General features: G+C 38.4%; 38 protein-coding genes. 35 read left to right on the top strand and 3 right to left on the bottom strand.

Annotated features, from left to right (window positions below):
- Positions 1-111 precede the first annotated feature (111 nt).
- Together K5X82_06770 and K5X82_06765 are read right to left on the bottom strand one after the other, a co-directional pair.
- Positions 112-1,353, bottom strand: coding sequence for an ISL3 family transposase (locus K5X82_06770; GenBank protein QZT38590.1), 1,242 nt, complete (start codon positions 1,351-1,353; stop codon positions 112-114).
- Between the two features lie 147 nt (positions 1,354-1,500).
- Complete coding sequence (locus K5X82_06765) at positions 1,501-3,654, bottom strand: elongation factor G (protein QZT38589.1); 2,154 nt, start codon at positions 3,652-3,654, stop codon at positions 1,501-1,503.
- A gap of 408 nt (positions 3,655-4,062) precedes the next feature.
- Between K5X82_06765 and rpsL the strand changes: the two genes are divergently transcribed.
- The 35 genes from rpsL to K5X82_06590 all read left to right on the top strand — a co-directional run bounded on the left by rpsL (position 4,063) and on the right by K5X82_06590 (position 24,566).
- Positions 4,063-4,440, top strand: coding sequence for a 30S ribosomal protein S12 (gene rpsL / locus K5X82_06760; GenBank protein QZT38588.1), 378 nt, complete (start codon positions 4,063-4,065; stop codon positions 4,438-4,440).
- 185 nt (positions 4,441-4,625) lie between these two features.
- Positions 4,626-5,102, top strand: coding sequence for a 30S ribosomal protein S7 (gene rpsG, locus K5X82_06755; GenBank protein QZT38587.1), 477 nt, complete (start codon positions 4,626-4,628; stop codon positions 5,100-5,102).
- A 35-nt stretch (positions 5,103-5,137) separates the two neighbouring features.
- A complete protein-coding gene (gene fusA, locus K5X82_06750; GenBank protein ID QZT38586.1) occupies positions 5,138-7,243 on the top strand; it encodes an elongation factor G in 2,106 nt (701 codons plus the stop codon).
- Positions 7,244-7,264: 21 nt separating this feature from the next.
- On the top strand, positions 7,265-7,570 hold the full coding sequence (rpsJ, locus tag K5X82_06745; GenBank protein QZT38585.1) for a 30S ribosomal protein S10: 306 nt from the start codon (positions 7,265-7,267) through the stop codon (positions 7,568-7,570).
- Between the two features lie 21 nt (positions 7,571-7,591).
- Positions 7,592-8,212 (top strand): 50S ribosomal protein L3, encoded by a 621-nt coding sequence (gene rplC / locus K5X82_06740; GenBank protein QZT39099.1) that lies wholly within the window; start codon positions 7,592-7,594, stop codon positions 8,210-8,212.
- Positions 8,212-8,841 carry a 50S ribosomal protein L4 gene (rplD, locus tag K5X82_06735; GenBank protein QZT38584.1) on the top strand — a complete coding sequence of 210 codons (630 nt, stop codon included), beginning with the start codon at positions 8,212-8,214 and terminating at the stop codon, positions 8,839-8,841. Before rplC ends, rplD begins: the two co-directional genes overlap by 1 nt.
- 11 nt (positions 8,842-8,852) lie before the next feature.
- Positions 8,853-9,143, top strand: coding sequence for a 50S ribosomal protein L23 (gene rplW, locus K5X82_06730; protein ID QZT38583.1), 291 nt, complete (start codon positions 8,853-8,855; stop codon positions 9,141-9,143).
- A 6-nt stretch (positions 9,144-9,149) separates the two neighbouring features.
- Positions 9,150-9,974, top strand: a complete 825-nt coding sequence (rplB, locus tag K5X82_06725; protein QZT38582.1) for a 50S ribosomal protein L2 — start codon at positions 9,150-9,152, stop codon at positions 9,972-9,974.
- 22 nt (positions 9,975-9,996) lie between these two features.
- Complete coding sequence (rpsS, locus tag K5X82_06720; protein ID QZT38581.1) at positions 9,997-10,266, top strand: 30S ribosomal protein S19; 270 nt, start codon at positions 9,997-9,999, stop codon at positions 10,264-10,266.
- A 15-nt stretch (positions 10,267-10,281) separates the two neighbouring features.
- Entirely contained in the window at positions 10,282-10,689 is a 408-nt protein-coding gene (rplV, locus tag K5X82_06715; GenBank protein ID QZT38580.1) for a 50S ribosomal protein L22, read from the top strand.
- Positions 10,690-10,699: 10 nt separating this feature from the next.
- A complete protein-coding gene (gene rpsC / locus K5X82_06710) occupies positions 10,700-11,407 on the top strand; it encodes a 30S ribosomal protein S3 (protein ID QZT38579.1) in 708 nt (235 codons plus the stop codon).
- A gap of 28 nt (positions 11,408-11,435) precedes the next feature.
- Entirely contained in the window at positions 11,436-11,870 is a 435-nt protein-coding gene (gene rplP, locus K5X82_06705) for a 50S ribosomal protein L16 (protein QZT38578.1), read from the top strand.
- Positions 11,870-12,070 carry a 50S ribosomal protein L29 gene (gene rpmC / locus K5X82_06700; GenBank protein ID QZT38577.1) on the top strand — a complete coding sequence of 67 codons (201 nt, stop codon included), beginning with the start codon at positions 11,870-11,872 and terminating at the stop codon, positions 12,068-12,070. Before rplP ends, rpmC begins: the two co-directional genes overlap by 1 nt.
- Before the next feature lie 11 nt (positions 12,071-12,081).
- Positions 12,082-12,336 (top strand): 30S ribosomal protein S17, encoded by a 255-nt coding sequence (gene rpsQ / locus K5X82_06695; protein QZT38576.1) that lies wholly within the window; start codon positions 12,082-12,084, stop codon positions 12,334-12,336.
- Positions 12,337-12,338: 2 nt separating this feature from the next.
- Positions 12,339-12,704, top strand: coding sequence for a 50S ribosomal protein L14 (gene rplN / locus K5X82_06690; protein QZT38575.1), 366 nt, complete (start codon positions 12,339-12,341; stop codon positions 12,702-12,704).
- A gap of 13 nt (positions 12,705-12,717) precedes the next feature.
- The gene (gene rplX / locus K5X82_06685) at positions 12,718-13,041 is read left to right on the top strand and encodes a 50S ribosomal protein L24 (protein QZT38574.1); all 324 of its coding nucleotides are present in this window, start codon (positions 12,718-12,720) and stop codon (positions 13,039-13,041) included.
- A complete protein-coding gene (gene rplE, locus K5X82_06680) occupies positions 13,041-13,601 on the top strand; it encodes a 50S ribosomal protein L5 (protein ID QZT38573.1) in 561 nt (186 codons plus the stop codon). The genes rplX and rplE overlap by 1 nt, the downstream gene beginning before the upstream one ends.
- Before the next feature lie 5 nt (positions 13,602-13,606).
- A complete protein-coding gene (gene rpsN, locus K5X82_06675; GenBank protein QZT38572.1) occupies positions 13,607-13,876 on the top strand; it encodes a 30S ribosomal protein S14 in 270 nt (89 codons plus the stop codon).
- A 25-nt stretch (positions 13,877-13,901) separates the two neighbouring features.
- Positions 13,902-14,300 carry a 30S ribosomal protein S8 gene (gene rpsH, locus K5X82_06670; protein ID QZT38571.1) on the top strand — a complete coding sequence of 133 codons (399 nt, stop codon included), beginning with the start codon at positions 13,902-13,904 and terminating at the stop codon, positions 14,298-14,300.
- 18 nt (positions 14,301-14,318) lie between these two features.
- Positions 14,319-14,873, top strand: a complete 555-nt coding sequence (rplF, locus tag K5X82_06665; GenBank protein ID QZT38570.1) for a 50S ribosomal protein L6 — start codon at positions 14,319-14,321, stop codon at positions 14,871-14,873.
- Between the two features lie 19 nt (positions 14,874-14,892).
- Positions 14,893-15,249 (top strand): 50S ribosomal protein L18, encoded by a 357-nt coding sequence (gene rplR, locus K5X82_06660; GenBank protein ID QZT38569.1) that lies wholly within the window; start codon positions 14,893-14,895, stop codon positions 15,247-15,249.
- Positions 15,250-15,257: 8 nt separating this feature from the next.
- A complete protein-coding gene (gene rpsE, locus K5X82_06655) occupies positions 15,258-15,773 on the top strand; it encodes a 30S ribosomal protein S5 (protein QZT38568.1) in 516 nt (171 codons plus the stop codon).
- 12 nt (positions 15,774-15,785) lie between these two features.
- Complete coding sequence (gene rpmD, locus K5X82_06650; GenBank protein QZT38567.1) at positions 15,786-15,965, top strand: 50S ribosomal protein L30; 180 nt, start codon at positions 15,786-15,788, stop codon at positions 15,963-15,965.
- A 23-nt stretch (positions 15,966-15,988) separates the two neighbouring features.
- Positions 15,989-16,435 carry a 50S ribosomal protein L15 gene (rplO, locus tag K5X82_06645; GenBank protein QZT38566.1) on the top strand — a complete coding sequence of 149 codons (447 nt, stop codon included), beginning with the start codon at positions 15,989-15,991 and terminating at the stop codon, positions 16,433-16,435.
- Between the two features lie 6 nt (positions 16,436-16,441).
- Positions 16,442-17,782 carry a preprotein translocase subunit SecY gene (secY, locus tag K5X82_06640; GenBank protein QZT38565.1) on the top strand — a complete coding sequence of 447 codons (1,341 nt, stop codon included), beginning with the start codon at positions 16,442-16,444 and terminating at the stop codon, positions 17,780-17,782.
- A gap of 10 nt (positions 17,783-17,792) precedes the next feature.
- On the top strand, positions 17,793-18,605 hold the full coding sequence (gene map, locus K5X82_06635) for a type I methionyl aminopeptidase (GenBank protein QZT38564.1): 813 nt from the start codon (positions 17,793-17,795) through the stop codon (positions 18,603-18,605).
- A complete protein-coding gene (infA, locus tag K5X82_06630) occupies positions 18,584-18,805 on the top strand; it encodes a translation initiation factor IF-1 (protein ID QZT38563.1) in 222 nt (73 codons plus the stop codon). The genes map and infA overlap by 22 nt, the downstream gene beginning before the upstream one ends.
- A gap of 14 nt (positions 18,806-18,819) precedes the next feature.
- Complete coding sequence (gene rpmJ / locus K5X82_06625) at positions 18,820-18,936, top strand: 50S ribosomal protein L36 (protein QZT38562.1); 117 nt, start codon at positions 18,820-18,822, stop codon at positions 18,934-18,936.
- Positions 18,937-18,967: 31 nt separating this feature from the next.
- Positions 18,968-19,345, top strand: a complete 378-nt coding sequence (gene rpsM / locus K5X82_06620) for a 30S ribosomal protein S13 (protein QZT38561.1) — start codon at positions 18,968-18,970, stop codon at positions 19,343-19,345.
- Between the two features lie 12 nt (positions 19,346-19,357).
- On the top strand, positions 19,358-19,747 hold the full coding sequence (gene rpsK / locus K5X82_06615) for a 30S ribosomal protein S11 (GenBank protein ID QZT38560.1): 390 nt from the start codon (positions 19,358-19,360) through the stop codon (positions 19,745-19,747).
- Between the two features lie 30 nt (positions 19,748-19,777).
- The gene (rpsD, locus tag K5X82_06610; GenBank protein ID QZT38559.1) at positions 19,778-20,386 is read left to right on the top strand and encodes a 30S ribosomal protein S4; all 609 of its coding nucleotides are present in this window, start codon (positions 19,778-19,780) and stop codon (positions 20,384-20,386) included.
- 19 nt (positions 20,387-20,405) lie between these two features.
- Entirely contained in the window at positions 20,406-21,398 is a 993-nt protein-coding gene (locus K5X82_06605) for a DNA-directed RNA polymerase subunit alpha (protein ID QZT38558.1), read from the top strand.
- 6 nt (positions 21,399-21,404) lie between these two features.
- The gene (gene rplQ / locus K5X82_06600) at positions 21,405-21,875 is read left to right on the top strand and encodes a 50S ribosomal protein L17 (protein QZT38557.1); all 471 of its coding nucleotides are present in this window, start codon (positions 21,405-21,407) and stop codon (positions 21,873-21,875) included.
- A gap of 100 nt (positions 21,876-21,975) precedes the next feature.
- Positions 21,976-23,295 carry a citrate (Si)-synthase gene (locus tag K5X82_06595; protein ID QZT38556.1) on the top strand — a complete coding sequence of 440 codons (1,320 nt, stop codon included), beginning with the start codon at positions 21,976-21,978 and terminating at the stop codon, positions 23,293-23,295.
- 116 nt (positions 23,296-23,411) lie between these two features.
- A complete protein-coding gene (locus tag K5X82_06590) occupies positions 23,412-24,566 on the top strand; it encodes a BamA/TamA family outer membrane protein (GenBank protein ID QZT38555.1) in 1,155 nt (384 codons plus the stop codon).
- A gap of 52 nt (positions 24,567-24,618) precedes the next feature.
- Here K5X82_06590 and K5X82_06585 read toward each other — a convergent pair whose 3' ends face one another.
- A complete protein-coding gene (locus K5X82_06585) occupies positions 24,619-26,229 on the bottom strand; it encodes a RagB/SusD family nutrient uptake outer membrane protein (GenBank protein QZT38554.1) in 1,611 nt (536 codons plus the stop codon).
- Between the last annotated feature and the right edge of the window lie 12 nt (positions 26,230-26,241).

Raw genomic sequence — 26,241 nt, 5'->3', positions numbered from 1 at the left:
GTTAGAAAATTATCTCTTTCAGAAGTGTGATTGTTCAAAGTTTTAGATGGTGTTGTAACTGGTTGTATGTTACTTTTTTTGGCTCTTTCCAAGATTTGATGGGTAATCATATTAAAAAGAACAATGCTTATTCACCTTTCTAAAATCTAATTTACCCGTAACAAGATATATCATTGTGATGAAATTTTTAGTGTCCCTAAATCCTTTAGCTCTTCTTTTTACTGTTTGAACCACAGAATTAAGACCTTCTAATATTCCATTATTTATCTTTGTTTCCATCCATTGCACAACGCCATCCCAATGTCTTTTAATTGTATTGGCAGCCTTGATGATAGGCTCCATCCTAGAGTGAGTTGCCCAATAATACCATTGTTTTAATAAGCACACAAACTCTTCTGCCGTGTTAGCGTATGTGTAAATATCCTGAAAGCTTTCACGTATTCGGAGTGCTCTGAAACTCTTTAATTTACTGTTTGATATAGAAAGATCCTTAAAGGCTTGCTGTTGCTTTAAGGTGAAGTTTGTCTTGTTCTTTAAGAATAAATACCTGTTCCCCTTTAGACACTCTTCATCTTTTGCTTCAGATCGTCTAACCTTATCTACTGCTTCATTGATTATCTTCATAATATGAAACTTGTCAAATGTAATGGAAGCATCTGGAAGGTGTGTTGCTATGCCACTAATGAATGAAGGAGACATATCACAACTGACATGACTTATTTTACTTGATTTGATCACTTTATTTTGGTCGTGATAATGTGGAATAACCTTACAAAAAGAAGCAATAGTTTCTGCCCCTTTTCCTTCAGTAACATGTACTGTCTTGCGTTCTTTTAGGTCTACAAACAAAGTAACATAATTATGCCCTTTTTTACAAGAAGTCTCATCAACCCCTATCATCTCAATATCAGAATGGTCTTCTTCGGCCTTTGCTGTATCGACATACAAAGTTGCCAACTTCCATAGCTTATCATCATAAACACCTGTCATTTGTGCAACCTGATGAACTGGCATATAAGAAATTAAGGACATTAATAATGCTTCAAACAACAGTGTAAAACCAGGTAGTTCACCTTCCCAAGGCATATCAAGAATAGCAACATTACCATCTCCCTTTATAACACGGGGAACACGTGCAGTTAAATAACACTTATACTCAAAGAAGCTTAAATGCTGCCATGTTTTCTTTCGTGTATCATGCACCTGTAGGTTATCCTCTCCATTGTGACTAAAACGAGAACCTCTCTTAAAATCGATATAAACATCTAAACGTTGGGATTCCTTGTCTAAGTTAATACCATCAATAAAATAGGGAGATTCAATATGTAAGGCTGAGGCTAATAAATCGTACATGATGTCTTATTTTAGAAGTTATTATATAGAAATTAAACATGTAGCATACCCACTAAGTTTCGGAAAGAGCCCTTTTTTTTGATTCTTGTGGGAATAAAAAAGAGAGTGTCTTTTAGTGACACCCTCATCTTAGAAATATTAATATTGTTAAACTAATTCTACTTCTTCGTGTTCTTCAAGAACTTTTTTCTGTACCTCTGATTGCATCTTTTCGTATTTGTCAAACTCCATCTTGAACATGGCTCTACCATTGGTTAGAGAACTTAATGCTGTAGAGTATTTGTAAGTCTCTTTTAGTGGTATTTGCACATTGATTACTTCGTAGTTTCCACTTGATTCCATTCCTAGAATCATGGCTCTTCTACCTTGAAGATCACTCATTACATCTCCCATTTTATCACTAGGAACAAATACTTGCATTTTGTAGATCGGTTCAAGGATCTTTGGATCAGCCTCTTTGAATGCTTGGCTAAACGCTGTTCGTCCAGCGATTTTGAAAGATATTTCATTTGAATCAACAGGGTGCATCTTTCCATCGTAAACATATACGATAATGTCGCGTGCATAACTTCCTGTTAGTGGACCTTCTTCCATTTTTTCCATTATTCCTTTTAGAATTGCTGGTTGGAATCTTGCGTCAATTACTCCTCCTACGATACAGTTACAGTAGATTAGTTTTCCGCCCCACTTAAGAGGGTGTTCCTCGACGTGGCGAAGGCTTAGTTTGATCTCTTTATCGCCAATTTTAATGCTCTTCCTTGGTTCTTTTCCTTCGATGTATGGTTCAATCATTAAGTGGACTTCTCCAAATTGTCCTGATCCTCCAGATTGTTTCTTGTGTCTAAAGTTTGCAAGTGCAGGCTTGGTAATTGTCTCTCTGTATGAGATGCGTGGTCTTTCAAGTTGGATGTCTACTTTGTAGATGTGATCGAAATACCATTTAAGGGTGTTGATATGATACTCTCCTTGTCCATGAACTAAAAGTTGTTTTAGCTCTTTTGCATACTCCATTTTCCAGGTTGGATCTTCTTGTGAGAGTTTATGAAGAATTTCGGCTACCTTTTCATCGTCACTCTCGTTAACTGCTTTAATAGCTGTTGTGTATCGAGGTTTAGGAAACCTAAGGTTGCGAAATTTATAGTTTTCAGTTTTGTCACAGAGAGTGTGATCTGTTTTTGTTTCTTTTAGTTTTACAGTTGCTCCGATGTCTCCAGCATGGAGTTCGTTAACACGTACTCTGTTTTTACCTGCTGAGACAAATAGTTGTGATAATTTTTCTTTATTATCGGTGGTGGTATTAAGTAGCTCATCTCCCTCTTTAAGTATTCCTGAGTTTACTTTAAAGTAGTTGATTTCACCTACGTGTGGCTCAACGGATGTCTTGAAGAAGAATAGAGATGTTTTGTCTTTTTCATCAACGAATACTTGTTGTCCATCCACGGTCTCTTTCGGCTTCAATTCATTGGGTGCTGGTGCAACATTACATATAAATTCCATCAAACGACGTACGCCCATGTCTTTCTCTGCACAGATACAAAATAGAGGATATAGTTCTCTTGCTAGCATCCCTTTTTTTATTCCTTCACGCATCTCCTCCTCGGTCAGAGTCCCTTTGTCAAAGAATAGTTCCATGAGCTTTTCATCATTTTCTGCTGCTTTCTCTACCAATTCGTTGTGTAGTTCATTGGCTTTCTCTAGTTCTGAATCAGGAATGTCTAGAATCTCAGGTGATCCGCCTTCTGGACCCCATTGGTACATCTTCATCTTTAGAACATCGATTACTTGATGGAAGTTTTCGCCTGTCTCTACAGGGTACTGTATCAAAGCAATGTGGTTTTGATATCCATTATTTAGTTCGCTGATAAGCGTGTCCCATTGGATATCTGCTCTGTCGAGCTGATTGACTGTAAAGATAAGAGGTGTCTCGAAGTTTTTTGCTTGTCGAGTGGCTATCTCTGTACCAACCTCTATTCCTTCTGTTGCATTTATTACCATGATACCTGTGGCGGCAACGCGCAGTGCTGGGATTACATTTCCTACAAAATCATCCATTCCTGGAGTATCAATGATATTTAACTTTCTATCGTTGTACTCCGTGTAAAGCACTGAGCTGAAGACGGAATTCCGATATTCATGTTCTACGGTCGTATGGTCAGAAACAGTGTTTTCTTGTGCAACACTTCCTCTTCGCCCAATTACGCCTCCTTCAAATAACATAGATTCACACAGAGTGGTTTTACCTGATCCGGAACCCCCAATGATGGTAAGGTTACGGATGTCGCAAGTTTTGTATGTTTTCATAGCCAAATGTATTTAAGGTTGATACTATTTGTTACATGTGACTAAAGTTACATAAAGAAGTTTTTATTTGATATGATGGGGTGCTTATTTTAACCTTGTTTTACAGCATGTTAGTGGTTGTTTGAGGTCCGTGTAAAAGATTGTATATTATAAGGGTTTGTCTCTTCTTGTGGTAGAATAATGGTTCTAATAGGCTGTTGTGTACCTCATAATATATAAAAAAATAGATAAAAATGATCTTTTTTCAAGAAAAGCTGTGTTTTTGTCTTGGAAATTAGTAGTTTTGCCCCTCGATTTTTGGCTTGGTGAAGCACGAAAGTAAATGCCTTGTGAGAGCAATGTGTTTTGAGAAAGTGCATTACTGCCGTTTTGATTTTAAAACTTATAGTTAAATAAAGATTAATTTTTATGCCTACTATTCAACAGTTAGTACGTAAAGGGCGTACAAGCAAAGTGGAGAATAGCAAATCTCCAGCGTTGGATGCATGTCCACAGCGTCGTGGAGTTTGTGTACGTGTTTACACAACTACTCCAAAGAAGCCTAATTCAGCAATGAGAAAAGTTGCAAGGGTTCGTCTTACCAACGGAAAAGAAGTGAATGCTTATATTCCAGGTGAAGGACACAACTTGCAAGAGCACTCGATTGTATTGGTTCGCGGTGGTCGTGTAAAAGACTTACCAGGGGTACGTTATCACTTGGTTCGTGGAGCGCTAGATACTGCTGGAGTTGAAGGACGTCTTCAACGTCGTTCTAAATACGGAGCGAAGAGACCTAAGAAGAAGTAATTTTTCTAGGTAAGAGTTTTTGTCTCAACAGAGAGTTGAGATATGTAATTGATTAAAAATCTTGGTTGTTTGTTCGTGGTTTGGTTGAGTAAGGGTTTGATGACCGTTTCTGGTTTCAAAGAAGAAATGTAGGCTGCCTGAAGCTTAACAGCCAATTCGAATAACACAAACATTAGGGCTAAAAGATGAGAAAGGCAAAACCAAAAAAGAGGGTCCTTTTGCCGGACCCAAAGTTTAACGATACCATGGTAACAAGGTTCGTTAACGATTTGATGCAAGATGGAAAGAAAAGTGTGGCATTCCGCATTTTTTATGATGCTCTTGACATCGTTGATGGTCGTATGAAAACTGAAGAGTTGTCTGCACTGGATATTTGGAAGAAAGCAATCCAAAATATTACTCCAGGTGTTGAGGTTAAGAGTCGCCGTGTAGGTGGATCTACTTTTCAGGTGCCAATGGAGATTCGTCCAGAGCGTAAGCTGGCTATCGGAGTTAAGAATTTAATTATGTATGCTCGTAAGCGTTCAGGTAAGACTATGGCTGATAAGTTGGCTGCAGAGATTATGGCTGCGTTTAATGAAGAGGGTGGTGCATATAAGAAGAGAGAAGATACACATAGAATGGCTGAGGCTAACCGTGCGTTTGCTCACTTCCGCTTCTAATTTGTTAGTTGAATCTGTTTATACAATAGTATATAATGGCTAGAGATTTAAAATTTACTAGGAATATCGGTATCATGGCTCACATTGATGCTGGTAAGACTACCACTACAGAGCGTATTTTATTCTATACTGGTAGAACACATAAGATCGGTGAGGTGCATGATGGTGCAGCTACGATGGATTGGATGGAGCAAGAGCAAGAGCGTGGTATTACCATTACTTCTGCTGCTACATACACTGAGTGGAATTATTGTGATAAAACTCATCAGATCAATATCATTGATACTCCGGGTCACGTTGACTTTACTGTTGAGGTAGAGCGTTCATTGCGTGTTTTGGATGGTACTGTTGCAACATTTTGTGCAGTAGGTGGTGTTGAGGCACAGTCAGAGACTGTATGGCGCCAGGCTGATAAGTATGGTGTGCCAAAGATTGCATATGTAAATAAGATGGACCGTTCTGGTGCTGATTTCTTCAACGTTGTTGCAGATGTTAAGGCGAAATTGGGTGCAAATCCAGTGCCTATTCAGTTGCCAATTGGAGCCGAAGAGACTTTTGCAGGTGTAATTGACCTAGTAAAAATGAAAGCTATCCTTTGGCATGACGAAACAATGGGTGCGGATTACTCTATCGAGGATATCCCTGCTGATTTGCAAGAGCAAGCTGAGGAGTATAGAGAGAAGCTAGTTGAGGCAGTTGCTGTTCAAGACGAAGCTTTGATGGAGCGTTTCTTTGAGGATCCAGACAGCATCACTGAAGAGATGATGTATGATGTGATTCGTAAAGCAACTATCGCTGGAGATGTAGTTCCAATGTTATGTGGTTCTTCATTCAAAAATAAAGGGGTTCAAACATTGCTTGATGCAGTATGTTTGTATTTGCCTTCACCTTTGGATAAAGGAGAGACTGTTGGTACTGTATTGGGTGAAGATACTGAAGCTGTACGTAAACCAGATGCTGAAGAGCCATTGGCTGCATTGGCATTTAAAATTGCAACTGACCCATTTGTAGGTCGTTTGTGTTTTATCCGTGTTTACTCAGGAACAATTCTTTCTGGTTCATATGTAATGAATGCAAGAACAGGAAAGAAAGAGCGTATTTCACGTTTATTCCAAATGCACTCAAATAAACAAGAGGCTAGAGAGAAGATTGAAGCTGGAGATATCTGTGCTGCTGTAGGTTTCAAAGATATCCGTACTGGAGATACTTTGTGTGCTATGGATGCGCCAATGGTTCTTGAGCAGATGACTTTCCCTGACCCAGTTATTGGAGTAGCAGTTGAGCCTAAGACTCAGAAGGATATGGATAAGATGGGTATTGGTCTTGCTAAATTGGCAGAAGAAGATCCAACTTTCCAGGTAAATACTGATGAGGATTCAGGGCAGACTATTATTCGTGGTATGGGTGAGCTTCACTTGGAGATTATTATTGACCGACTTAAGCGTGAGTTTAATGTTGAGTGTAATCAAGGTGAGCCTCAAGTATCATATAAAGAGACTATCCGTTCTGAAGTTTCATTACGTGAGACATTCAAGAAGCAGTCGGGTGGACGTGGTAAATTTGCCGATGTTCACGTACGTGTTGCTCCTGCAGAGGACGGAAAAGAAGGTCTTGAGTTTGTTGACGCGATCAAAGGTGGATCTATTCCTAGAGAATTTATCCCTTCTGTGAAGAAAGGTTTCGAAGAGGCTATGGTTAATGGACCATTGGCTGGTTATCCTGTAGAGAGTCTTAAAGTTACTCTTTATGATGGATCTTATCACCAAGTCGATTCAGATCAATTGTCTTTCGAACTTGTAGGTCGTCAAGCATTTAAGAGTGCTGCATCACAGGCATCTCCTGCATTGTTAGAGCCAATGATGAGTTTAGAGATTGTTACTCCAGAGGAGTATATGGGAGATATTATTTCTGACTTGAACCGCCGTCGTGGTCAGGTAGAAAGTATGGATTCTCGTGGTACTGCTCGTGTTCTTAAGGCAAAAGTGCCTCTTTCAGAACAATTTGGATATGTAACGACGCTTCGTTCATTGTCTTCTGGTCGTGCAACTTCTTCTATGACATTCTCTCATTATGAAGAAGTACCAAAGAACATCGCAATTGAGGTGTTGGAGAATGTGAAAGGTCGAACAGATTTGTTGTAATATATAGTAATTTATCTCGAAATGAGTCAAAGAATCAGGATTAAATTAAAGTCTTACGATCACAATCTTGTAGACAAATCAGCTGAGAAGATTGTTAAAACAGTTAAAACAACAGGTGCAGTAGTTAGTGGTCCTATTCCACTTCCTACGCACAAGCGTATCTTTACTGTTTTGCGTTCTACTTTCGTGAACAAAAAATCACGTGAGCAGTTTGAGTTGTCAACGTACAAGCGTTTGATCGACATTTACAGTTCTACTGCAAAAACTATCGATGCTCTTATGAAATTAGAGCTTCCTAGTGGTGTAGAAGTAGAAATTAAACTTTAATAATTTTAGACAATTTAAAGTATTATGTCTGGATTAATTGGAAAAAAAATCGGAATGACTTCCGTATTCAGTGTTGAGGGAAAAAACATTCCATGCACTGTGATTGAGGCTGGTCCTTGTGTCGTAACTCAAGTACGTACTGAAGAAGTAGATGGATATGCTGCTATTCAGTTGGGTTTTGAGGATAAAAAAGAGAAGCATGCTACAAAAGCAGAGCAAGGTCACGCTAAAAAAGCGAACACGACTCCTAAGAAGAGAGTGGTAGAGTTTTCTGCAGAAGGTATGGATTTCCAGCTTGGTGATGTTGTAACCCTAGACGTTTTGAATGTTGATGGATGGGTTGATGTTTCAGGTGTCTCTAAAGGTAAAGGTTTTCAGGGTGTTGTAAAGCGTCATGGTTTTGCTGGTGTAGGTCAAGCTACACACGGTCAACATAATCGTTTGAGAGCACCAGGTTCTATTGGGGCGGCATCTTACCCAGCTCGTGTATTTAAAGGTATGCGTATGGCAGGTCGTCACGGTGGCAAGACTGTTAAGGTTGAAAGCTTAAAAGTTTTGAAAGTAATACCAGAGAGTAACTTGTTAATTGTTAAAGGTTCCGTTCCAGGAGCTAAGGGGTCTTACTTAATTATTCAGCAGTAATGGAAATTAGTGTATTAAATCTAGCAGGACAGGAGACTGGTCGTAAAGTTGCATTGAATGATGCAATCTTCGCGATTGAGCCGAACGATCATTCAATCTATTTGGATGTTAAACAGTTCTTGGCAAATCAACGTCAAGGGACTCACAAGTCCAAAGAGCGTGCTGATATTTCTGGTTCAACAAGAAAGATTAAAAAGCAAAAAGGTACTGGTACAGCTCGTGCTGGTAGTATCAAGTCTCCAATTTTCCGTGGTGGTGGACGTGCTTTCGGGCCTCGTCCAAGAAATTACGGTTTCAAGTTGAATAAGAAAGTGAAGCAATTAGCTCGTAAATCAGCTTTGACTTACAAAGCTAACGAGGGAGCTATCAAGGTTCTTGAAGATTTTACTTTTGAGTCTCCAAAGACGAAAGAAATGGTTTCTTTGCAAAAGAATTTACAGATTAACGATAAAAAGTTGTTAATTGTTTTATCTGATGCAAATAAAAACATATATTTGTCGACCAGAAATTTACAGAATGTAGACGTTATTGCTGTATCTGACTTGAATACATATAACGTATTGCGTGCAAAAACTATCGTTTTTGTGGAAGGTTCTGTAAGTAAGTTGGAGGAAGTATTTAATATTTAACGATTTAGGCAATGAATGTTTTAGTTCGACCTATAGTAACAGAAAAAATGACGGAGCAGCAAGAGACTTTGAACTCTTATGGTTTCGTTGTTTTGAAGAGTGCAGATAAAGGCCAGATCAAAAAAGCCATTGAAGCTATGTATGGAGTAGAAGTTTGCTCTGTAAATACAATGGTTTATGCAGGAAAGCGTAAGATGCGTTACACTAAGACTGGTGTGCAAAACGGCAAGACTGCATCTTTTAAGAAGGCGATCGTTACCTTGAAAGAAGGTGGCGTAATTGATTTTTACAGCAATATTTAATAGGAAATGGCAGTAAGAAAGTTTAAACCTGTAACTCCCGGTCAGAGACACAAGATCGTTGGTGTTTTTGATACGATTACCACTGACACACCTGAAAAATCATTGTTGAAGCCCATGAAGAAATCCGGAGGACGTAACAACTCTGGAAAGATGACAATGAGGTATATAGGTGGAGGGCATAAGAGAAAATATCGTGTTATCGATTTTACAAGAGATAAAGACGGTATCCCTGCAAAGGTAGAATCTATTCAGTATGATCCTAACCGTACTGCGCGTATCGCGTTGTTGGTTTATGCTGATGGAGAGAAACGTTATATTTTGGCACCAAACAAGCTTGAAGTTGATCAAGTGTTGTTGTCAGGAGATAATGTTGCACCAGAAGTAGGAAATTCTCTTCCTCTAGCAAATATTCCTCTTGGAACAATCATTCATAATATTGAGCTTCATCCTGGTCAAGGTGGTGTTATGGCTCGTTCAGCGGGATCATATGCACAATTGACTTCACGTGAAGGCAGATATGCTATTGTAAAATTACCTTCGGGCGAATCTCGTATGGTACTTGTAACATGTCGTGCTACAATTGGAGCAGTAAGTAATTCAGATCACGCGTTAGAGCGTTCAGGAAAAGCGGGACGTTCACGTTGGTTGGGACGTCGTCCACGAGTTCGTGGTGTGGCAATGAACCCAGTTGATCACCCAATGGGTGGTGGTGAAGGACGTCAGTCTGGAGGTCACCCAAGGTCACGCACGGGTCTGTTAGCTAAAGGCTTCAAAACTCGTTCGAAGAAAAAAGCTTCGAATAAGTATATTGTAGAAAAAAGAAAGAAGTAATCGGCAAAAGTAAGTACAAATTATGAGTCGTTCATTAAAAAAAGGACCTTTCATTGATGTAAACCTTGATAAGAAGGTTGCAGCTTTGATTGAGTCAGGTAAAAAGACCGTTGTAAAGACTTGGGCGCGTAGCTCAATGATTTCTCCGGATTATGTCGGACATACAGTCGCAGTACATAATGGGAATAAATTTATTCCTGTATATGTTACAGAGAACATGGTAGGACATAAATTTGGAGAGTTTGCTCCAACGCGTACTTTCCGCGGTCATGGTGGTAATAAGAAAAAATAGTAAATCTGTATCACGATGGGATCAAGAAAACATAATAATGCGATAAAGCTTAAAGAAGCGAAAAAACAACAGTATTCAGCTGTATTGCGTAACTGTCCTACTTCACCTCGTAAGATGCGTTTGGTAGTTGACATGATTCGTGGTGTAGAAGTGAATCGCGCATTAGATATCTTAAAGTTCTCTTCAAAAGAGGCTTCAAGAAAAGTAGAGAAGTTACTTCTTTCTGCTGTCGCAAACTGGCAAGCAAAAAACGAAGGTGTTCGTTTGGAAGAGAGTAATTTGTATGTGACTGAAGTATTCGTAGATGGTGGACGTATGCTTAAACGAATTCAACCAGCACCTCAAGGTCGTGCTCACCGAATTCGTAAGCGTTCTAATCACGTTACGATTCGCTTAGCAAGTAATAATGTTGTTCAAGAATAAATAATAATACATGGGACAAAAAGTTAATCCGATAGCAAACCGATTGGGATTCATCCGTGGATGGGATTCAAACTGGTTCGGAGGTAATGATTATGGAGATAAGCTTGCCGAGGATTTCAAAATTCGTAAATATTTGAATGCGCGTTTGGCAAAAGCGAGTATTTCAAAAATTATGATTGAGCGTACTCTTAAGCTTATTACTATTACCGTTCAAACATCTCGCCCTGGTATTATTATTGGTAAAGGTGGTCAGGAAGTAGATAAGCTTAAAGAAGAGCTTAAGAAGATCACTAAAAAAGATGTTCAGATCAACATTTTTGAAATCAAAAGACCAGAGCTTGATGCTAAGATTGTAGGTACAAATATCGCTCGTCAAATTGAAGGCCGTATTGCTTATCGTCGTGCTGTTAAGATGGCTATCTCTTCAGCAATGCGAATGGGAGCAGAAGGTATTAAGGTTCAGATTTCAGGTCGTCTTAATGGCGCTGAAATGGCACGCTCGGAAATGTACAAAGAAGGTAGAACACCTCTACATACACTTAGAGCAAATATTGACTATGCACTTGTTGAAGCATTGACAAAAACTGGACTTCTAGGAGTTAAAGTTTGGATTTGCAAAGGCGAGATTTATGGAAAACCTGAACTAGCTCCAGTACAAGCTCCACGAGATAATCGTGGCGGTAATAAGCGCGGAGGTTTTAAGAAGCGTAGAAAGTAATTTGTTAATTATCTAAGATTAGTAAAGGATGTTACAGCCTAAGAAAGTAAAATTCAGAAGAGTCCAAAAAGGAAGGATGAAGGGGAACGCACAGCGCGGTAACCAACTTTCATTCGGTACTTTTGGTATTAAGTCGCTACAGACTTCATGGATTACAGGGCGTCAGATAGAGGCAGCAAGGATTGCCGTAACAAGAAAGATGCAACGTCAAGGACAGATTTGGATCCGTATTTTCCCAGATAAGCCTATTACAAAGAAACCTGCAGAGGTTCGTATGGGTAAGGGTAAAGGAGCTCCAGAGGCGTTTGTTGCACCTGTTACACCTGGACGTATGATTATTGAGGTAGATGGTGTACCATTTGACCTTGCAAAAGAAGCACTACGTTTAGCTGCTCAGAAGCTACCTGTGACGACAAAGTTTGTTGTTCGTCGTGATTTTGTTGAATCATCAAATGCAGAATAATGAAAACTTCTGAAATTAAAGAATTAAGTACAGCAGAGATCCAAGAGCGTATCGCAACAGAATCTGAGGCATTAGTACGTTTGGAATTGAATCACGCGGTTAGCCCTGTGGACAATCCACAAAGTATTCGCGAAAGCCGCAGAACTATTGCACGTTTAAAGACGATCTTGCGTCAACGTCAAATTAGTGAAACTAAGTAATAAGGATGACGATGGAAAGGAACCTTAGAAAAGAGCGTATCGGAGTAGTTGTTAGTAACAAAATGGATAAAACCATCACTGTTACTGTGCATCGCAAAGAGAAGCACCCTATTTACGGAAAATTCGTAAATAAGACTTCAAAATTGTATGCTCAAGACGATAAAAACGATTGTAATATCGGCGATACCGTAAAAGTTATGGAGACTCGTCCTTTGAGTAAGAAAAAAGGATGGAGATTGGTAGAAATCATTGAAAGAGCTAAGTAACCATGATACAACAAGAGAGTAGATGTGCTGTTGCTGATAACAGTGGTGCAAAAGAAGCTTTAGTTATTCGTGTATTAGGTGGTACTAAAAGGCGTTATGCCTCTGTAGGTGACCAAGTAGTGGTAACTGTTAAGAGCGCTATTCCTTCTGGTAACATCAAAAAAGGTACTGTTTCTAAAGCAGTTGTGGTACGTACAAAGAAGGAGGTTCGTCGTGCAGATGGATCTTACATCCGTTTTGATGACAATGCACTGGTTTTGTTGAATGCTGCAGGTGAAATGCGCGGAACTCGTATCTTTGGGCCAGTAGCTCGTGAGTTGCGTGACAACTTCATGAAGATTGTTTCGTTAGCACCTGAAGTTTTGTAAATCGTACAATATAATGCAAAAAAAGTTTAAAATAAAAAAAGGGGATACCGTTAAGGTTATTGCTGGATCTGGAAAAGGCGAAACAGGTAAGGTTCTTGAAGTAATCAAGAAAACCGACCGCGTTATCGTTGAAGGTGTAAACCTAATTTCTAAGCATGTTAAGCCTAATGCCGAAAATCCTCAAGGTGGAATCATCAAGCAAGAAGCTGGAATTCACATTTCTAACTTGATGTTCGTAGATGCGTCTACAAAAGAGGTTACTCGTGTTGGTCGCAGACTTAATGAGGATGGTAAGTTGGTTCGTTATACTAAAAAATCAAAAGAGGAGATTAAGTAATGAACGCGAATATACCTACTTATAAAGCAAAATATCAAGAGCAGGTTCTACCTGCCTTGATGAAAGAGTTTGGTTATAAGTCTGTAATGCAGGCGCCAAAACTTGAGAAGATTGTAATCAACCAAGGTGTTGGAGCAGCTACAGGTGACAAGAAATTAGTTGACATAGCACTTGCTGAGTTGACAATGATTGCTGGTCAAAAAGCTGTTTCTACTGTTTCAAAAAAGGATATCTCTAACTTCAAGTTGAGAAAGAAGATGCCTATTGGAGCAAGAGTAACTTTGCGTAAAGATCGCATGTATGAATTCTTAGATCGCCTTATCTCTGTAGCATTGCCACGTATTCGTGACTTCCAGGGTATCCAAGCAAAATTGGATGGTCGAGGTAACTATACATTGGGTATAACTGAGCAGATCATTTTCCCAGAGATCGCGATGGATAAGATCAACAAGATTTCTGGTATGAATATTACATTCGTAACTACAGCTACTTCTGATGAAGAAGGTTATGCTTTGTTACGTGAATTTGGTATGCCTTTTAAAAACGCTAAAAAGAAATAAGAGATATGGCTAAGGAATCAATGAAAGCCCGCGAAGTAAAACGTGCAAAGTTAGTTGCACGCTTTGCTGAGAAGCGTAGTCGTCTTATCGCAGAGGGGGACTATGAAGGACTCCAGAAGCTTCCTAAGAATGCTTCTCCAGTTAGAATGCACAATCGTTGTAAGTTGACTGGACGTCCAAAAGGATATATGCGACAGTTTGGAATCAGTAGAATTTGTTTCAGAGAAATGGCTTCTTCTGGTTTAATTCCAGGTGTTAAAAAAGCAAGTTGGTAATCTCTTTAAAAGAAAGTTTAAAAAAATGACAGATCCTATAGCTGATTTTTTGACTAGATTAAGGAATGCCGTTAAAGCAAAGCACCGCGTTGTGGAAATTCCTGCATCTAAGATCAAAAAGGAAATGACCAAAATTCTTAAAGAAAAAGGTTATATCCTAAGTTACAAATTTGATGACGAGAAAAACTATCAAGGAAGTATTAAGATAGCATTGAAATATCATCCAGAGTCTGGGATACCTGCAATCAAAGGATTGAAGCGTATTAGTAAACCAGGTTTGAGAAGATACGCTAACACAGACACTATGCCACGTGTATTGAATGGTCTTGGGGTAGCAATTCTTTCTACTTCGAAGGGAGTTATCACTGACAAAGAGGCTCGTGAGCTAAATGTTGGTGGAGAAGTATTGTGTTACGTATATTAATCAAGAGGAGAATATTCAATGTCAAGGATCGGTAAATTACCTATTGAAATCCCTGCTGGCGTTACCGTTAGTGTTTCTAGCGACAACATCGTTACAGTTAAAGGCGGACTTGGAGAGTTGACTCAAAAAGTTGATGCTGAAATCACTGTTACAGTAGAGGAAAATCAAGTAGTAGTATCTCGTCCAACGGATCAGAAGCGTCACGCTTCTCTACATGGATTGTATCGTTCACTAATCAGTAATATGGTGGTTGGTGTTTCTAAGGGATACGAAATCAAATTAGAGTTGGTAGGTGTAGGTTATCGTGCTGAGAATCAAGGTCAATTATTAGACCTTGTTCTTGGATACTCTCACCACATCTACTTGCAACTTCCAAGTGAAGTAAATGTTGTTGCTGTTACAGATAAGCGTAGCAATCCAACAATTACTTTGAAAAGCTGCGATAAGCAGTTGATTGGACAAGTTGCAGCTAAAATCCGTTCATTCCGTGCACCAGAACCGTATAAAGGAAAAGGTGTTAAGTTTGATGGTGAGCAACTACGTCGTAAAGCAGGTAAGTCTGCTAAAGTATAATTATAAGAATTAGAAAATCATGTCTTTAACAAAACTACAAAGACGCGCCAGGATCAAAAAAAGAATCAGAAAAATTATTTCTGGTTCTGCAGCTACTCCTCGCATGAACGTATATCGCAGTAACAAACAGATTTCTGTTCAGTTTATTGACGATAATGCGGGTAAAACAGTGTTATCTGTGTCGTCACTATGTAAAGAGATCGCAAGCCTTGAGGGATCTAAGTCTGAGATCGCAACTGTTGTTGGTAAGAAAGCAGCTGAGGCAGCTCTAGCGGCAGGTATTACTCAAGTTGTATTCGATAGAAATGGATATTTGTATCACGGACGTGTAAAAGCAGTAGCTGAAGCTGCTCGTGAAAACGGTCTTAAATTCTAATTATTACAATGGCACAAAATATACGTAACGTAAAAACAAGCGACATCGAACTTAAAGATCGATTGGTTGCTATTAACCGTGTTACTAAAGTGACAAAAGGTGGTCGTACCTTTAGTTTTTCTGCTATTGTAGTAGTAGGTAACGAGAACGGTATCGTAGGATGGGGTCTTGGTAAAGCTAATGAAGTAACTACTGCTATCTCTAAAGGGGTAGAAGCAGCGAAAAAGAACTTGATCAATGTACCTGTTCTAAAGGGAACTATTCCTCACGAGCAATACGCTAAATTTGGTGGTGCGCGTGTATTCATGAAGCCTGCATCTTCGGGTACCGGAGTAAAGGCTGGTGGTGCAATGCGTGCAGTACTAGAGAGTGCTGGAGTTCACGATATCCTAGCTAAGTCGAAAGGTTCTTCGAATCCTCACAACTTGGTAAAGGCTACTTTTAATGCTCTTGCAGAGCTTCGCGATGCACAAACTGTTGCTGCACACCGTGGGGTTTCTCTTGACAAAGTGTTTAACGGATAATAGAAAAACACAATGGCAAAAATAAAAGTAACACAAGTAAAAAGCGCAATTGGAGCTACTAAGACCCAAAAGCGTAATCTAGAAGCACTTGGTTTGCGTAAACTGAATGGTAGTGTTGAGCATGATGCATCTCCAGTAATTCTAGGTATGATTAATGTTGTTAAACACCTTGTTAAGGTCGTTGAATTATAATTAATAAATAAAAATAACTAGATATGGAGTTGCACAATCTACAACCTGCGAAAGGTTCCACTCACTCTGATAAGCGAATTGGCCGTGGTCAAGGATCTGGTTTTGGTGGTACCTCGACACGTGGGCACAAAGGTGCTAAGTCTAGATCAGGATATAGCCGCAAAGTTGGTTTTCAAGGAGGTCAGATGCCTCTACAACGTTTGGTTCCTAAATTTGGTTTTAAGAACATCAACCGTGTAGAGTACAAAGGAGTTAACTTGGGATCACTTCAGGCTGTTGCTGATAAGCATGAGACTACAACAATAGATAAAGCGTTATTGATTAAGGCTGGGCTAGTTTCTAAAAATGATTTGGTAAAAATCTTGGGAAATGGCGAAATTACTTCTAAATTAGAGGTGAAAGCAAATGCTTTTTCTAAAAGCGCAAAAGAAGCTATTGAAAAGTTATCTGGAACAACAGAAATACTCTAAACCTATATGAGAAAGTTAATCGACACCCTAAAGAATATTTATAAGATCGAAGAGTTGCGATCTCGTATCAATACAACTTTGTTGTTGTTATTGGTTTATCGTCTAGGATCATTTATTGCCTTACCAGGTATTGATCCTATGCAACTAGGTGAACTGAAAAAGCAGACTGCAGATGGTTTGTTAGGACTCCTAAATACTTTTTCAGGAGGTGCGTTCTCAAATGCTTCGATTTTTGCATTGGGAATTATGCCTTATATTACCGCTTCGATCGTTATTCAGCTTTTGGGTATCGCTGTTCCATACTTTCAACGTTTACAAAAAGATGGAGAGTCTGGTCGTAATAAGATTAACCAAATTACCCGTTTGCTAACGGTTGGTATTTTATTTTTACAAGGATCAGGTTATCTAACGAATTTGCATTACCAATTACCAGAAAGCGCCTTCGCAGTAGGAGGCGCCTTCTTTACTATACCTGCTATCATTATTATGTGTGCGGGTTCTATGTTTGTTATGTGGCTAGGAGAGCGTATTACTGATAAAGGTATCGGTAATGGTATCTCCTTAATCATTATGATCGGTATTATATCTCGACTTCCTTTCGCATTCTTCGCTGAGTTGGCTTCACGCTGGTCTGAGCAAGGGGCAGGAATGTTGATGTTCTTGGTTGAGCTAGTTCTACTTTTTGTAGTATTCATGCTTTCGATTTTGTTGGTGCAAGGTACTCGTAAAGTGCCTGTGCAGTATGCAAAACGAATTGTAGGAAACAAACAATATGGTGGTGTTCGTCAGTATATTCCTTTGAAAGTGAATGCTGCTGGTGTTATGCCAATCATTTTTGCGCAAGCAATTGTTATGATTCCTCTAAGTATGCAAGGACTTTTTGAGTCTGAAGGTATTAGAGCGTCTTTAGCTGCATTTAGCGATTTTACTGGGTTCTGGTATAATTTCGCTATGGCATTAATGGTTGTTATTTTCACATATTTTTATACTGCTATTACAGTTAATCCTGTTCAAATGGCAGAAGATATGAAAAAGAACGGTGGTTTTATTCCAGGTGTTAAACCAGGTAAGAAAACCGTTGAATTCTTGGATACTATTATGTCACGTATCACTTTGCCAGGATCTATATTCCTAGCATTGGTTACTATTTTACCATCTTTTGCAATGAAATTGGGTATCAATGGACAGTTTGCAAATTTCTTTGGAGGAACTTCTCTTCTAATTTTGGTAGGTGTAGTTTTAGATACATTACAGCAGATTGAGTCGCACTTGTTAATGCGTCACTATGATGGTCTTATGAAAGACGGTCGTATTAAGGGACGTGTTGGTGGAGCAGCTGCAATATAGCTTTTTCATAATGAATGGGTCCATCTACTACAAAACAGAACAAGAAATCTCATTCATACGAAAAAGTTCGCTACTTGTAAGTAAAACTTTAGCTGAAATAACTAAACTTATTCAACCCGGCATCTCAACTCTAGAGTTGGATGCCGTTGCTGAATGTTATATTCGCGAACAAGGAGCTACTCCTAGTTTCTTAGATTATAACGAATTTCCAAACAGTTTATGTGTATCTGTCAATGATTGCGTATTACATGGACTACCCTCTAATTATCTTATTAAAGATGGTGATGTAGTATCTGTCGATTGTGGTGTCTGTTTAGATGGTTACCATGGAGATGGATGTTTTACTTTTTTAGTGGGTAATGTTTCGGAAAATCACTATAATCTTTGTAAATCAGCGTATGAAAGCTTATCTTGCGCCCTCGAAAATGCGCATGAGGGGAAAAACCTCGGAGATATCGGTTATTCTATTGAGAATATCGCAAAAGAGGCCGATTTTGGTGTGGTAAAATCCTTTGGTGGACATGGAATTGGAAAAAATTTGCATGAGTCACCTTTTGTGCGTAATTTTGGCAGGTCAAAAAAAGGGATGAAACTCCTTAGAGGTTTGACACTTGCAATAGAACCCATGTTGACAGAGTATTCTTCGGATGTTTTTTTGTCAGATGATGGATGGAGTGTTTTGACCAAAGATGGTGGTGTGGGTGTGCATTTTGAACATACCCTTGCCGTAAGACCATACGGTGCTGAAACCTTGACTGATTTTTGTTTTGTTGAGAATCAATTGAAAAAAAATAAATTCTTATGGCGAAGCAGCCTTCTATAGAACAGGACGGGACTATCATTGAAGCATTGTCAAATGCAATGTTTCGTGTTGAATTACACAATGGTCACGTAATTACAGCACACATTTCAGGTAAAATGCGTATGCATTATATTAAGATCTTACCTGGTGATAAAGTGAAAGTAGAGATGTCTCCTTATGATTTGACTAAGGGACGTATCACATTTCGATATAAAAACTAATCGTTAAACTTATAATGAAAACTAGAGTATCGATTAAAAAGCGCAGTAGTGACTGCAAGATTGTGCGTCGTAAAGGACGTTTGTATGTAATCAATAAGAAAAATCCTAAGTTTAAGCAACGTCAAGGATAATTCTTTAATCTAAAGTTTAAAATTAAATTTTATGGCTCGTATTGTTGGTGTAGATATCCCAGTTAATAAACGTGGAGAGATCGCATTGACCTATATCTACGGTATTGGTCGCAGTCTTTCAGTTGATATACTTGAAAAGGCTGGCGTAGATAAGGACATTAAAGTGAAAGATTGGACAGATGAACAATTCCAAGCGATCCGTGGTTTGATCAATAGTGATTATACTGTTGAAGGTGAATTGCGTTCGGAGATCCAGTTAAACATCAAGCGATTGATGGATATCGGATGTTATCGTGGAATTCGTCATCGTATTGGACTACCATTGCGTGGACAAAAGACTAAGAACAACGCGCGTACACGTAAGGGTAAGAAAAAAACTGTTGCAAATAAGAAAAAAGCAACTAAATAAGGTTAACTGATTATGGCAAAAAAGTCAAGTAATACTAAAAAAAGAGTTGTTAAAGTAGAGGCGATTGGTCAAGCACATATTCACTCGTCTTTTAATAACATCATTATCTGTTTGACTAACAATAACGGTGAGGTTATTTCATGGTCATCAGCTGGTAAAAAAGGATTCCGTGGATCAAAGAAGAATACTCCTTATGCTGCACAGGTTGCTGCTGAAGAGTGTGCTAAGACTGCTTTTGATCTAGGTCTTCGTAAAGTAAAAGTATACGTTAAAGGGCCAGGAAATGGACGTGAGTCGGCTATCCGTGCTATCAATAATACTGGTATCACAGTGTCGGAAATCGTTGATGTAACTCCATTACCACATAATGGATGTCGTCCTCCTAAGCGTCGTAGAGTATAATTTTTATAGGACTTATTAAAGTAAGATTAAATGGCTAGATATATTGGACCAAAGTCGAAGATCGCACGTAGATTTGGTGAAGCAATTTTTGGACCTGATAAGGTTCTAGAGAATAAAGCATACCCTCCAGGACAACATGGACCTAACCAAAGAAGAAATAAAACTTCTGAATATGGTCTTCAGTTGAAGGAGAAGCAAAAAGCAAAATATACTTATGGTATTCTTGAGCGTCAGTTCCGTACTTTGTTCAAGAAAGCAAACGCATCTAAAGGTGTTACAGGTGAGGTGTTGTTGCAATTGCTAGAGTGTCGTCTAGATAACGTAGTGTATCGTTTAGGTATTGCACCTACGCGTTCTGCAGCACGTCAGTTAGTATCACACAAGCACATTACTGTAAATGGAAGCGTTGTAAATATTGCCTCGTATAGTGTACGTCCTGGCGATATTATTGGAGTTCGTGAGAAATCAAAATCACTTGAAGTGGTTTCAAACTCTCTTGCGTCTCACCGTGGTGGTCAGTATTCTTGGTTAGAATGGGATTCTGCTGCTTTATCAGGAAAATTCTTGAATCGTCCTGAAAGAACGGAGATTCCTGAGAATATTAAGGAACAACTAATCGTCGAGTTGTACTCTAAATAACGATATAATCTTAAGATTTATGGCAATATTAGCTTTCCAAAAGCCAGACAAAGTGATAATGGTGGAATCTTCAGAGACCTTTGGTAAATTTGAGTTTCGTCCTCTAGAGCCAGGGTATGGTATTACAGTTGGTAATGCTTTAAGAAGAATACTGTTGTCATCTTTAGAAGGATACGCTATCACGACAATTAAGATCGAAGGTGTTGAGCATGAGTTTTCTACTATCGAAGGTGTAATCGAAGATGTAACTGAGATTATTTTAAATCTTAAGCAGGTTCGTTTTAAGCAAGAAGTAGAAGATTTTGACAGCGAAAAAGTTTCTATCTCACTTTTCGGTCAGGAGCAATTTACTGCTGGCGACATAAATAAGTTTGCTTCAAACTTCCAAGTGTTAAATACAGATCAAGTTATCTGTAGAATGAACCCTGAGGTGAAGCTTCAATTGGAACTTACGATTGAAAAAGGTCGTGGTTATGTTCCAAGTACTGAAAACAAACCAGTAGAGGATGATTTTGGTATTATTCCAATCGATTCTATCTATACTCCAATCAAGAATGTTAGATACGCAGTAGAAAACTACCGTGTTGAGCAGAAGACTGATTACGAGAAATTGGTGTTAGAGCTAACTACTGACGGATCTATTCATCCTAAAGATGCGCTTAAGGAAGCTGCCAAAATTCTAATCTATCACTTTATGTTATTCTCTGATGAGAAGATAACATTAGATAATGAGGAGAAATTCGGCAACGAAGAGTTTGATGAAGAGGTTCTTCATATGCGTCAATTGCTAAAGACTCGTTTAGTTGATATGGATCTCTCAGTTCGTGCTTTGAACTGTCTTAAGGCTGCTGATGTTGATACATTAGGTGACCTTGTGCAGTACAATAGAAATGATCTGCTTAAGTTTCGTAACTTCGGTAAGAAGTCACTTACTGAGCTAGATGAACTATTGGATAGCATGAATCTCAATTTCGGGATGGATATAAGTAAGTATAAATTAGACAAGGAATAATAGAAAATGAGACATAATAAGAAGTTTAACCACTTGGGTAGAAAGAGTGCTCACAGAAAGGCAATGTTGGCAAACATGGCTTGCTCTCTTCTCCTACACAAGCGTATTACTACTACTGTAGCAAAAGCGAAAGCTTTGCGTATGTATGTCGAGCCATTGATTACAAAGTCAAAGGAAGACTCTACACACAATCGTCGTACTGTATTTAGCTACCTAAAAAGCAAAACTGCTGTTACAGAATTGTTCCGTGAGGTATCTGTAAAAGTAGCTGACCGTCCAGGTGGGTATACACGTATTTTGAAGACAGGTAACCGTCTTGGTGATAATGCTGAGATGTGTATTATCGAACTAGTTGATTACAATGAGGCTATGTTGGCAGCTAAAGATGCTAAGCCTGAAGCTAAATCTCGTAGACGTCGTAAGAAGTCTACTGACGCAGCAACAGAAGCACCAGCAGCTGATACGGCAGCAGAGTAATTTTTATGATACTCTAAGGAAAAAAAGGGAAACATTTGTTTCCCTTTTTTGTTGTTATATAGAACATATATTATCCAGAACTTATTAACCCTAAATATATATGGACTATATTAAACAACGACTATTTGAAAAGGGCTCTGAAGCTAGAGCTCAAGTGCAAGAACTTTTAAGTTCCTCCAAAGATCTCATTGTAGATGAGGTTACTATTGGACATGTTTTAGGAGGAATGAGAGGAGTTACTTCGCTACTGACTTTAACTTCTAAACTTGATCCCTATGAGGGGATTCGTTATAGAGGCTTTACCCTCCCAGAATTATATAAAGTATTACCCCGTAAAAACCCTGAAGGTGAACCTTTAGCTGAAGGTGTTTTTTTTCTTCTGCTAACAGGTGATGTTCCTACTATTGAAGAGGTCGAATTTATTCGTCAAGATTGGGTGCAACGATCGAATGTTCCAGATCATGTATTTCGAACTATTGATGCTTTGCCAAGTAGTTCCAAACCAATGACACGGTTCTCTACAGCAATTTTAGCTTCAGCGACGCAATCACAATTCCAAAAGAAACATCGTAATGGTTTACGAAAAGAGGATTATTGGGATTCAACGTATGAGGATGTAATGAATATGATCGCACAATTGCCTGTCATCGCTTCTTATATCTATAGAAAAGAATTTGAAGATGGGAAAGTTATTGCTTTAGATCCTGATTTAGATTGGTCTGCTAATTTTGCTCATATGATGGGCTTTGACTCAGAAGAGATCTATCGACTCTTTAGAATGTATATGTATATTCATGCTGACCATGAGGGTGGTAATGTCTCTGCTCACACTGCACACCTTGTTGCTTCTGCATTGAGTAATCCTTTCTATTCATATTCTGCGGGAATGATTGGATTAGCGGGGCCTTTACATGGATATGCTAACCAGGATGTTGTGCGTTGGATCTTTGATATGTATAAACATTTTGATCGTGATATTAAAGAGCAATTGACTGAGGATGAAATTACCTCTTTTGTAAATATAACTCTTGATAGCGGAAAAGTTGTTCCTGGATATGGACACGCTGTATTAAGAGCAACAGATCCTCGATTTACTACACAGATGGAATTTGCTGATAAGTATGTTTCCAGCGATTCTATTGTGGATACTGCGAAAGTCCTTTATAAGGTTGTTCCTCAGATACTATTAGATAGAGGTAAAGCAAAGAATCCATGGCCGAATGTTGATGCTTTCTCTGGTTCATTATTAATGCATTATGGAATCAAAGATTATATCTTCTATACTGTTATGTTTGGTGTAAGTCGTGCTTTAGGTGTTGGAGCACAGTTAATTTGGGATAGATTCCTTGGTTTACCAATTGAACGTCCAAATTCTCAAACATTAGATTGGTTAATAGATTTTTCTAAATCAGAAGATTGATGGCGATTTATAGACTTATGTTTATGAGCTAAGTTAAATAAAAACTGAGCCTATAGTAAATTTACTGATTCTTTTCATTTTCTATTTTTGATCAACTGTAATGATAAAAATAGATTATGAAAAGAATACTTCTTTTAGCTCTCTTTGCTATGTCCTTGATTACTGTCCTTGGTAAGGATAAAAAGCAGAAAGTTCCAATGTCTGAACGTAAAACTAGAGCATTTGATGAAAATCGGTTTTGGATATCTCCTTTGGTGGCTCCTGCATATACACCTGAATTAGGTGTCTCTTTCTCTGCAGGTGGACTCATGTCTTTTAAGACTGACCGACAAGACTCTTTGATTCAGCGATCTTCACTTCCTGTTTTTATTGGATATACAACTACAGGTGCATTTATCTTTAATGCTAGACTTACATCGTTTTGGAATGAGGATAAATTTAGAGTGAATGGTGATTTTTGGTTTAAATCGATGCCTGATAACTATTGGGGAAAAGGATATGATAACGGGAGCTATTTTAAAAAATCTTCTGACATAACAGGATATGATCGTACTTGGTATTGGATTAACCCAAGATTCATGTTTCGTATAAAGAAAGATTTATACTTAGGAGCCAATATTGACCTTAACTATACTAATGCTACCAATTATCATTCTATTTCAGATGCAGGTAATACTACTCCTTTTAATGATGGATATTTTAATAATGATCAAAGGCTAAACATTGGCTTAGGTGTTATATTAGAGTATGACACAAGGGACATTACTGTTAATGCATGGCAAGGTATTTACCTGAAAACTTCCGCTACTGCATATGGTAGCTATCTGGGTGGAAGTTCTAACTATCAGGTTTACGATTTTGATTATAGACAATACCAACAGATTAAAAGAAAAGGTTCTGTTCTGGCTTGGCAAGTACGGGGTCGATTTGCGTGTAATGATGTTCCATGGGCCGAATTATCTCAGTTAGGAACTCCATTTGATTTAAGAGGTTATACATGGGGCCAATATCGAGATAATGCGATGGTATATGGAATAACAGAGTATCGTTACACTTTTAAGAAAAGTGATGGGAGTCTGAGTAAAAGTGGAATGACTATATGGGCTGCTGCAGGTACTATGGGTGAGAGTATTGGGGATCTGCAGAATTGCCTCCCTAATCTTGGCTTTGGATATCGATTAGAATTGCAACCAAGAATGAATTTTAGAATTGACTTTGGTGTCGGAAAGGAAACTAAAGGATTATATTTTAATTTCAACGAAGCTTTTTAACTGATTTTAATTTAATAATAAGGCTGCCTTATAGGCAGCCTTAATTATTGAATTAGTAACCAGGGTTCTGTGTAAGATTTGAGTTTTTGTTTATTTCACTTTGTGGAATAGGGAATAGGTACTGTCTGTCATTAAATACCTGGGTTCCCCCCCTAGTTACTATAAAACTTGCATCATAAGTAAATGAACCATCATCATTTTTAGTGATCTGCATTCCGTGGAATTGCTTATCATTAAGTACTTCTTTGGCTTTACCCCAACGAATTAAATCCCAGTAACGATGATTTTCGAAAGCTAATTCGATTTTTCTTTCATGACGAATCACTTCACGCATAGCATCTTTGTCAAGTCCAGCTGTAATATCTGGCATACCTGCTCTATTGCGAATTTGGTTAATAGCGCTGTATACTGAGTTGTCTGGTCCAGCTGCCTCGTTTTGTGCTTCAGCATAATTTAATAGTACCTCTCCATAGCGTAGTTCTTTCCAGCTAACTGTACTTGTTCCTTTGGATGGAGCACCTTTAGACTCTTCAATAAATTTTCGGATATAATACCCAGTAACTGTACATAAGCCATTTTTAAGAAGCCCCTGTGCTCCTCCTGTGTACGTTTCTATTAATTTCCCTTTGAATGGTGCACCATTATAAAGAATAGTCGCATTGAATCTTGGATCACGGTCTTTATATGGATTTTGTGGATCATAACCTGATGTCGGATCGGTGATTGCCTTTCCATTCACCATCTCATAACTATCTACCATCTCCTGTACTGGATTCGTTTGACTACCAAAGTCTGGTGTAAATCCATAAGGGATATTATAGTAGTCCCAGCTGTGTGTTCTGTCTGGCTCAAGAAATAATTTGTCAAAAATAGATTCTTCAGTACGACCGTTTGTTTGAAATAGTGCGTTATAATCATCGTATAACTTAAACTGATCAGAGTCAATCACCTTTTTTGAGTAATTTGCTGCTTCAGACCATCTTTGTGCATACATTAAAACTCTACCATTTAAAGCGTCACATGCTTGTTTTGTTGCTCGACCCCATTCTTCATTTGCAACAGAATTTGGCAATAACTCTGCTGATTCTTTCAACTCTTTTGTAATAAAATCGATGCAATTCTCATATGTTTCTCTAGAAACTTTCAGTGCTTCAATGCCATCATTTAACTGCTGTGGTACTGTAATTAATGGAACACCACCATATCTTCGAGTTAAATCAAAGTAAAGCCAAGCCCTTACAAAACGAGCTTCTGCATTTAATCGATTTCTTAAATTTTCCTCTATAGGTGATGTTTTAAGTGATTCAACTGCGATATTACAGTCTCTAATACTTTCGTATCTCACTTTCCATACATCCATTGGGTTTCTAGTTGCTTCCATATTTCCGGGAACTATTACCTTGTTAGACCCAATCCACCCACTTTTGCTTCTTGACTCATCACTAACGTTGCAAGTAGAGAAGATGTAGCCCCCGTTATTTGTATCAAAAAAACCAGTTGATATTCTAGAATATATATTAAAGATTGCTGCCTCAGCAGTATTCTGCTCTTTCCAAACACTGTTTGCGTCAATTCTATCTAGTGGTCTCTTGTCAATAATAGATTCACATCCCAAAAGACATGATGTGATTATTACAACAGATAATATATGTCTAAGTTTCATAATCAATAAGAT

It is taken from the genome of Prolixibacteraceae bacterium (assembly GCA_019856515.1).
Taxonomy (GTDB): domain Bacteria; phylum Bacteroidota; class Bacteroidia; order Bacteroidales; family Prolixibacteraceae; genus Halosquirtibacter; species Halosquirtibacter xylanolyticus.
Note: the sequence above shows the minus strand (reverse complement) of the source record. Positions and strands in the feature narration are given on the sequence as shown.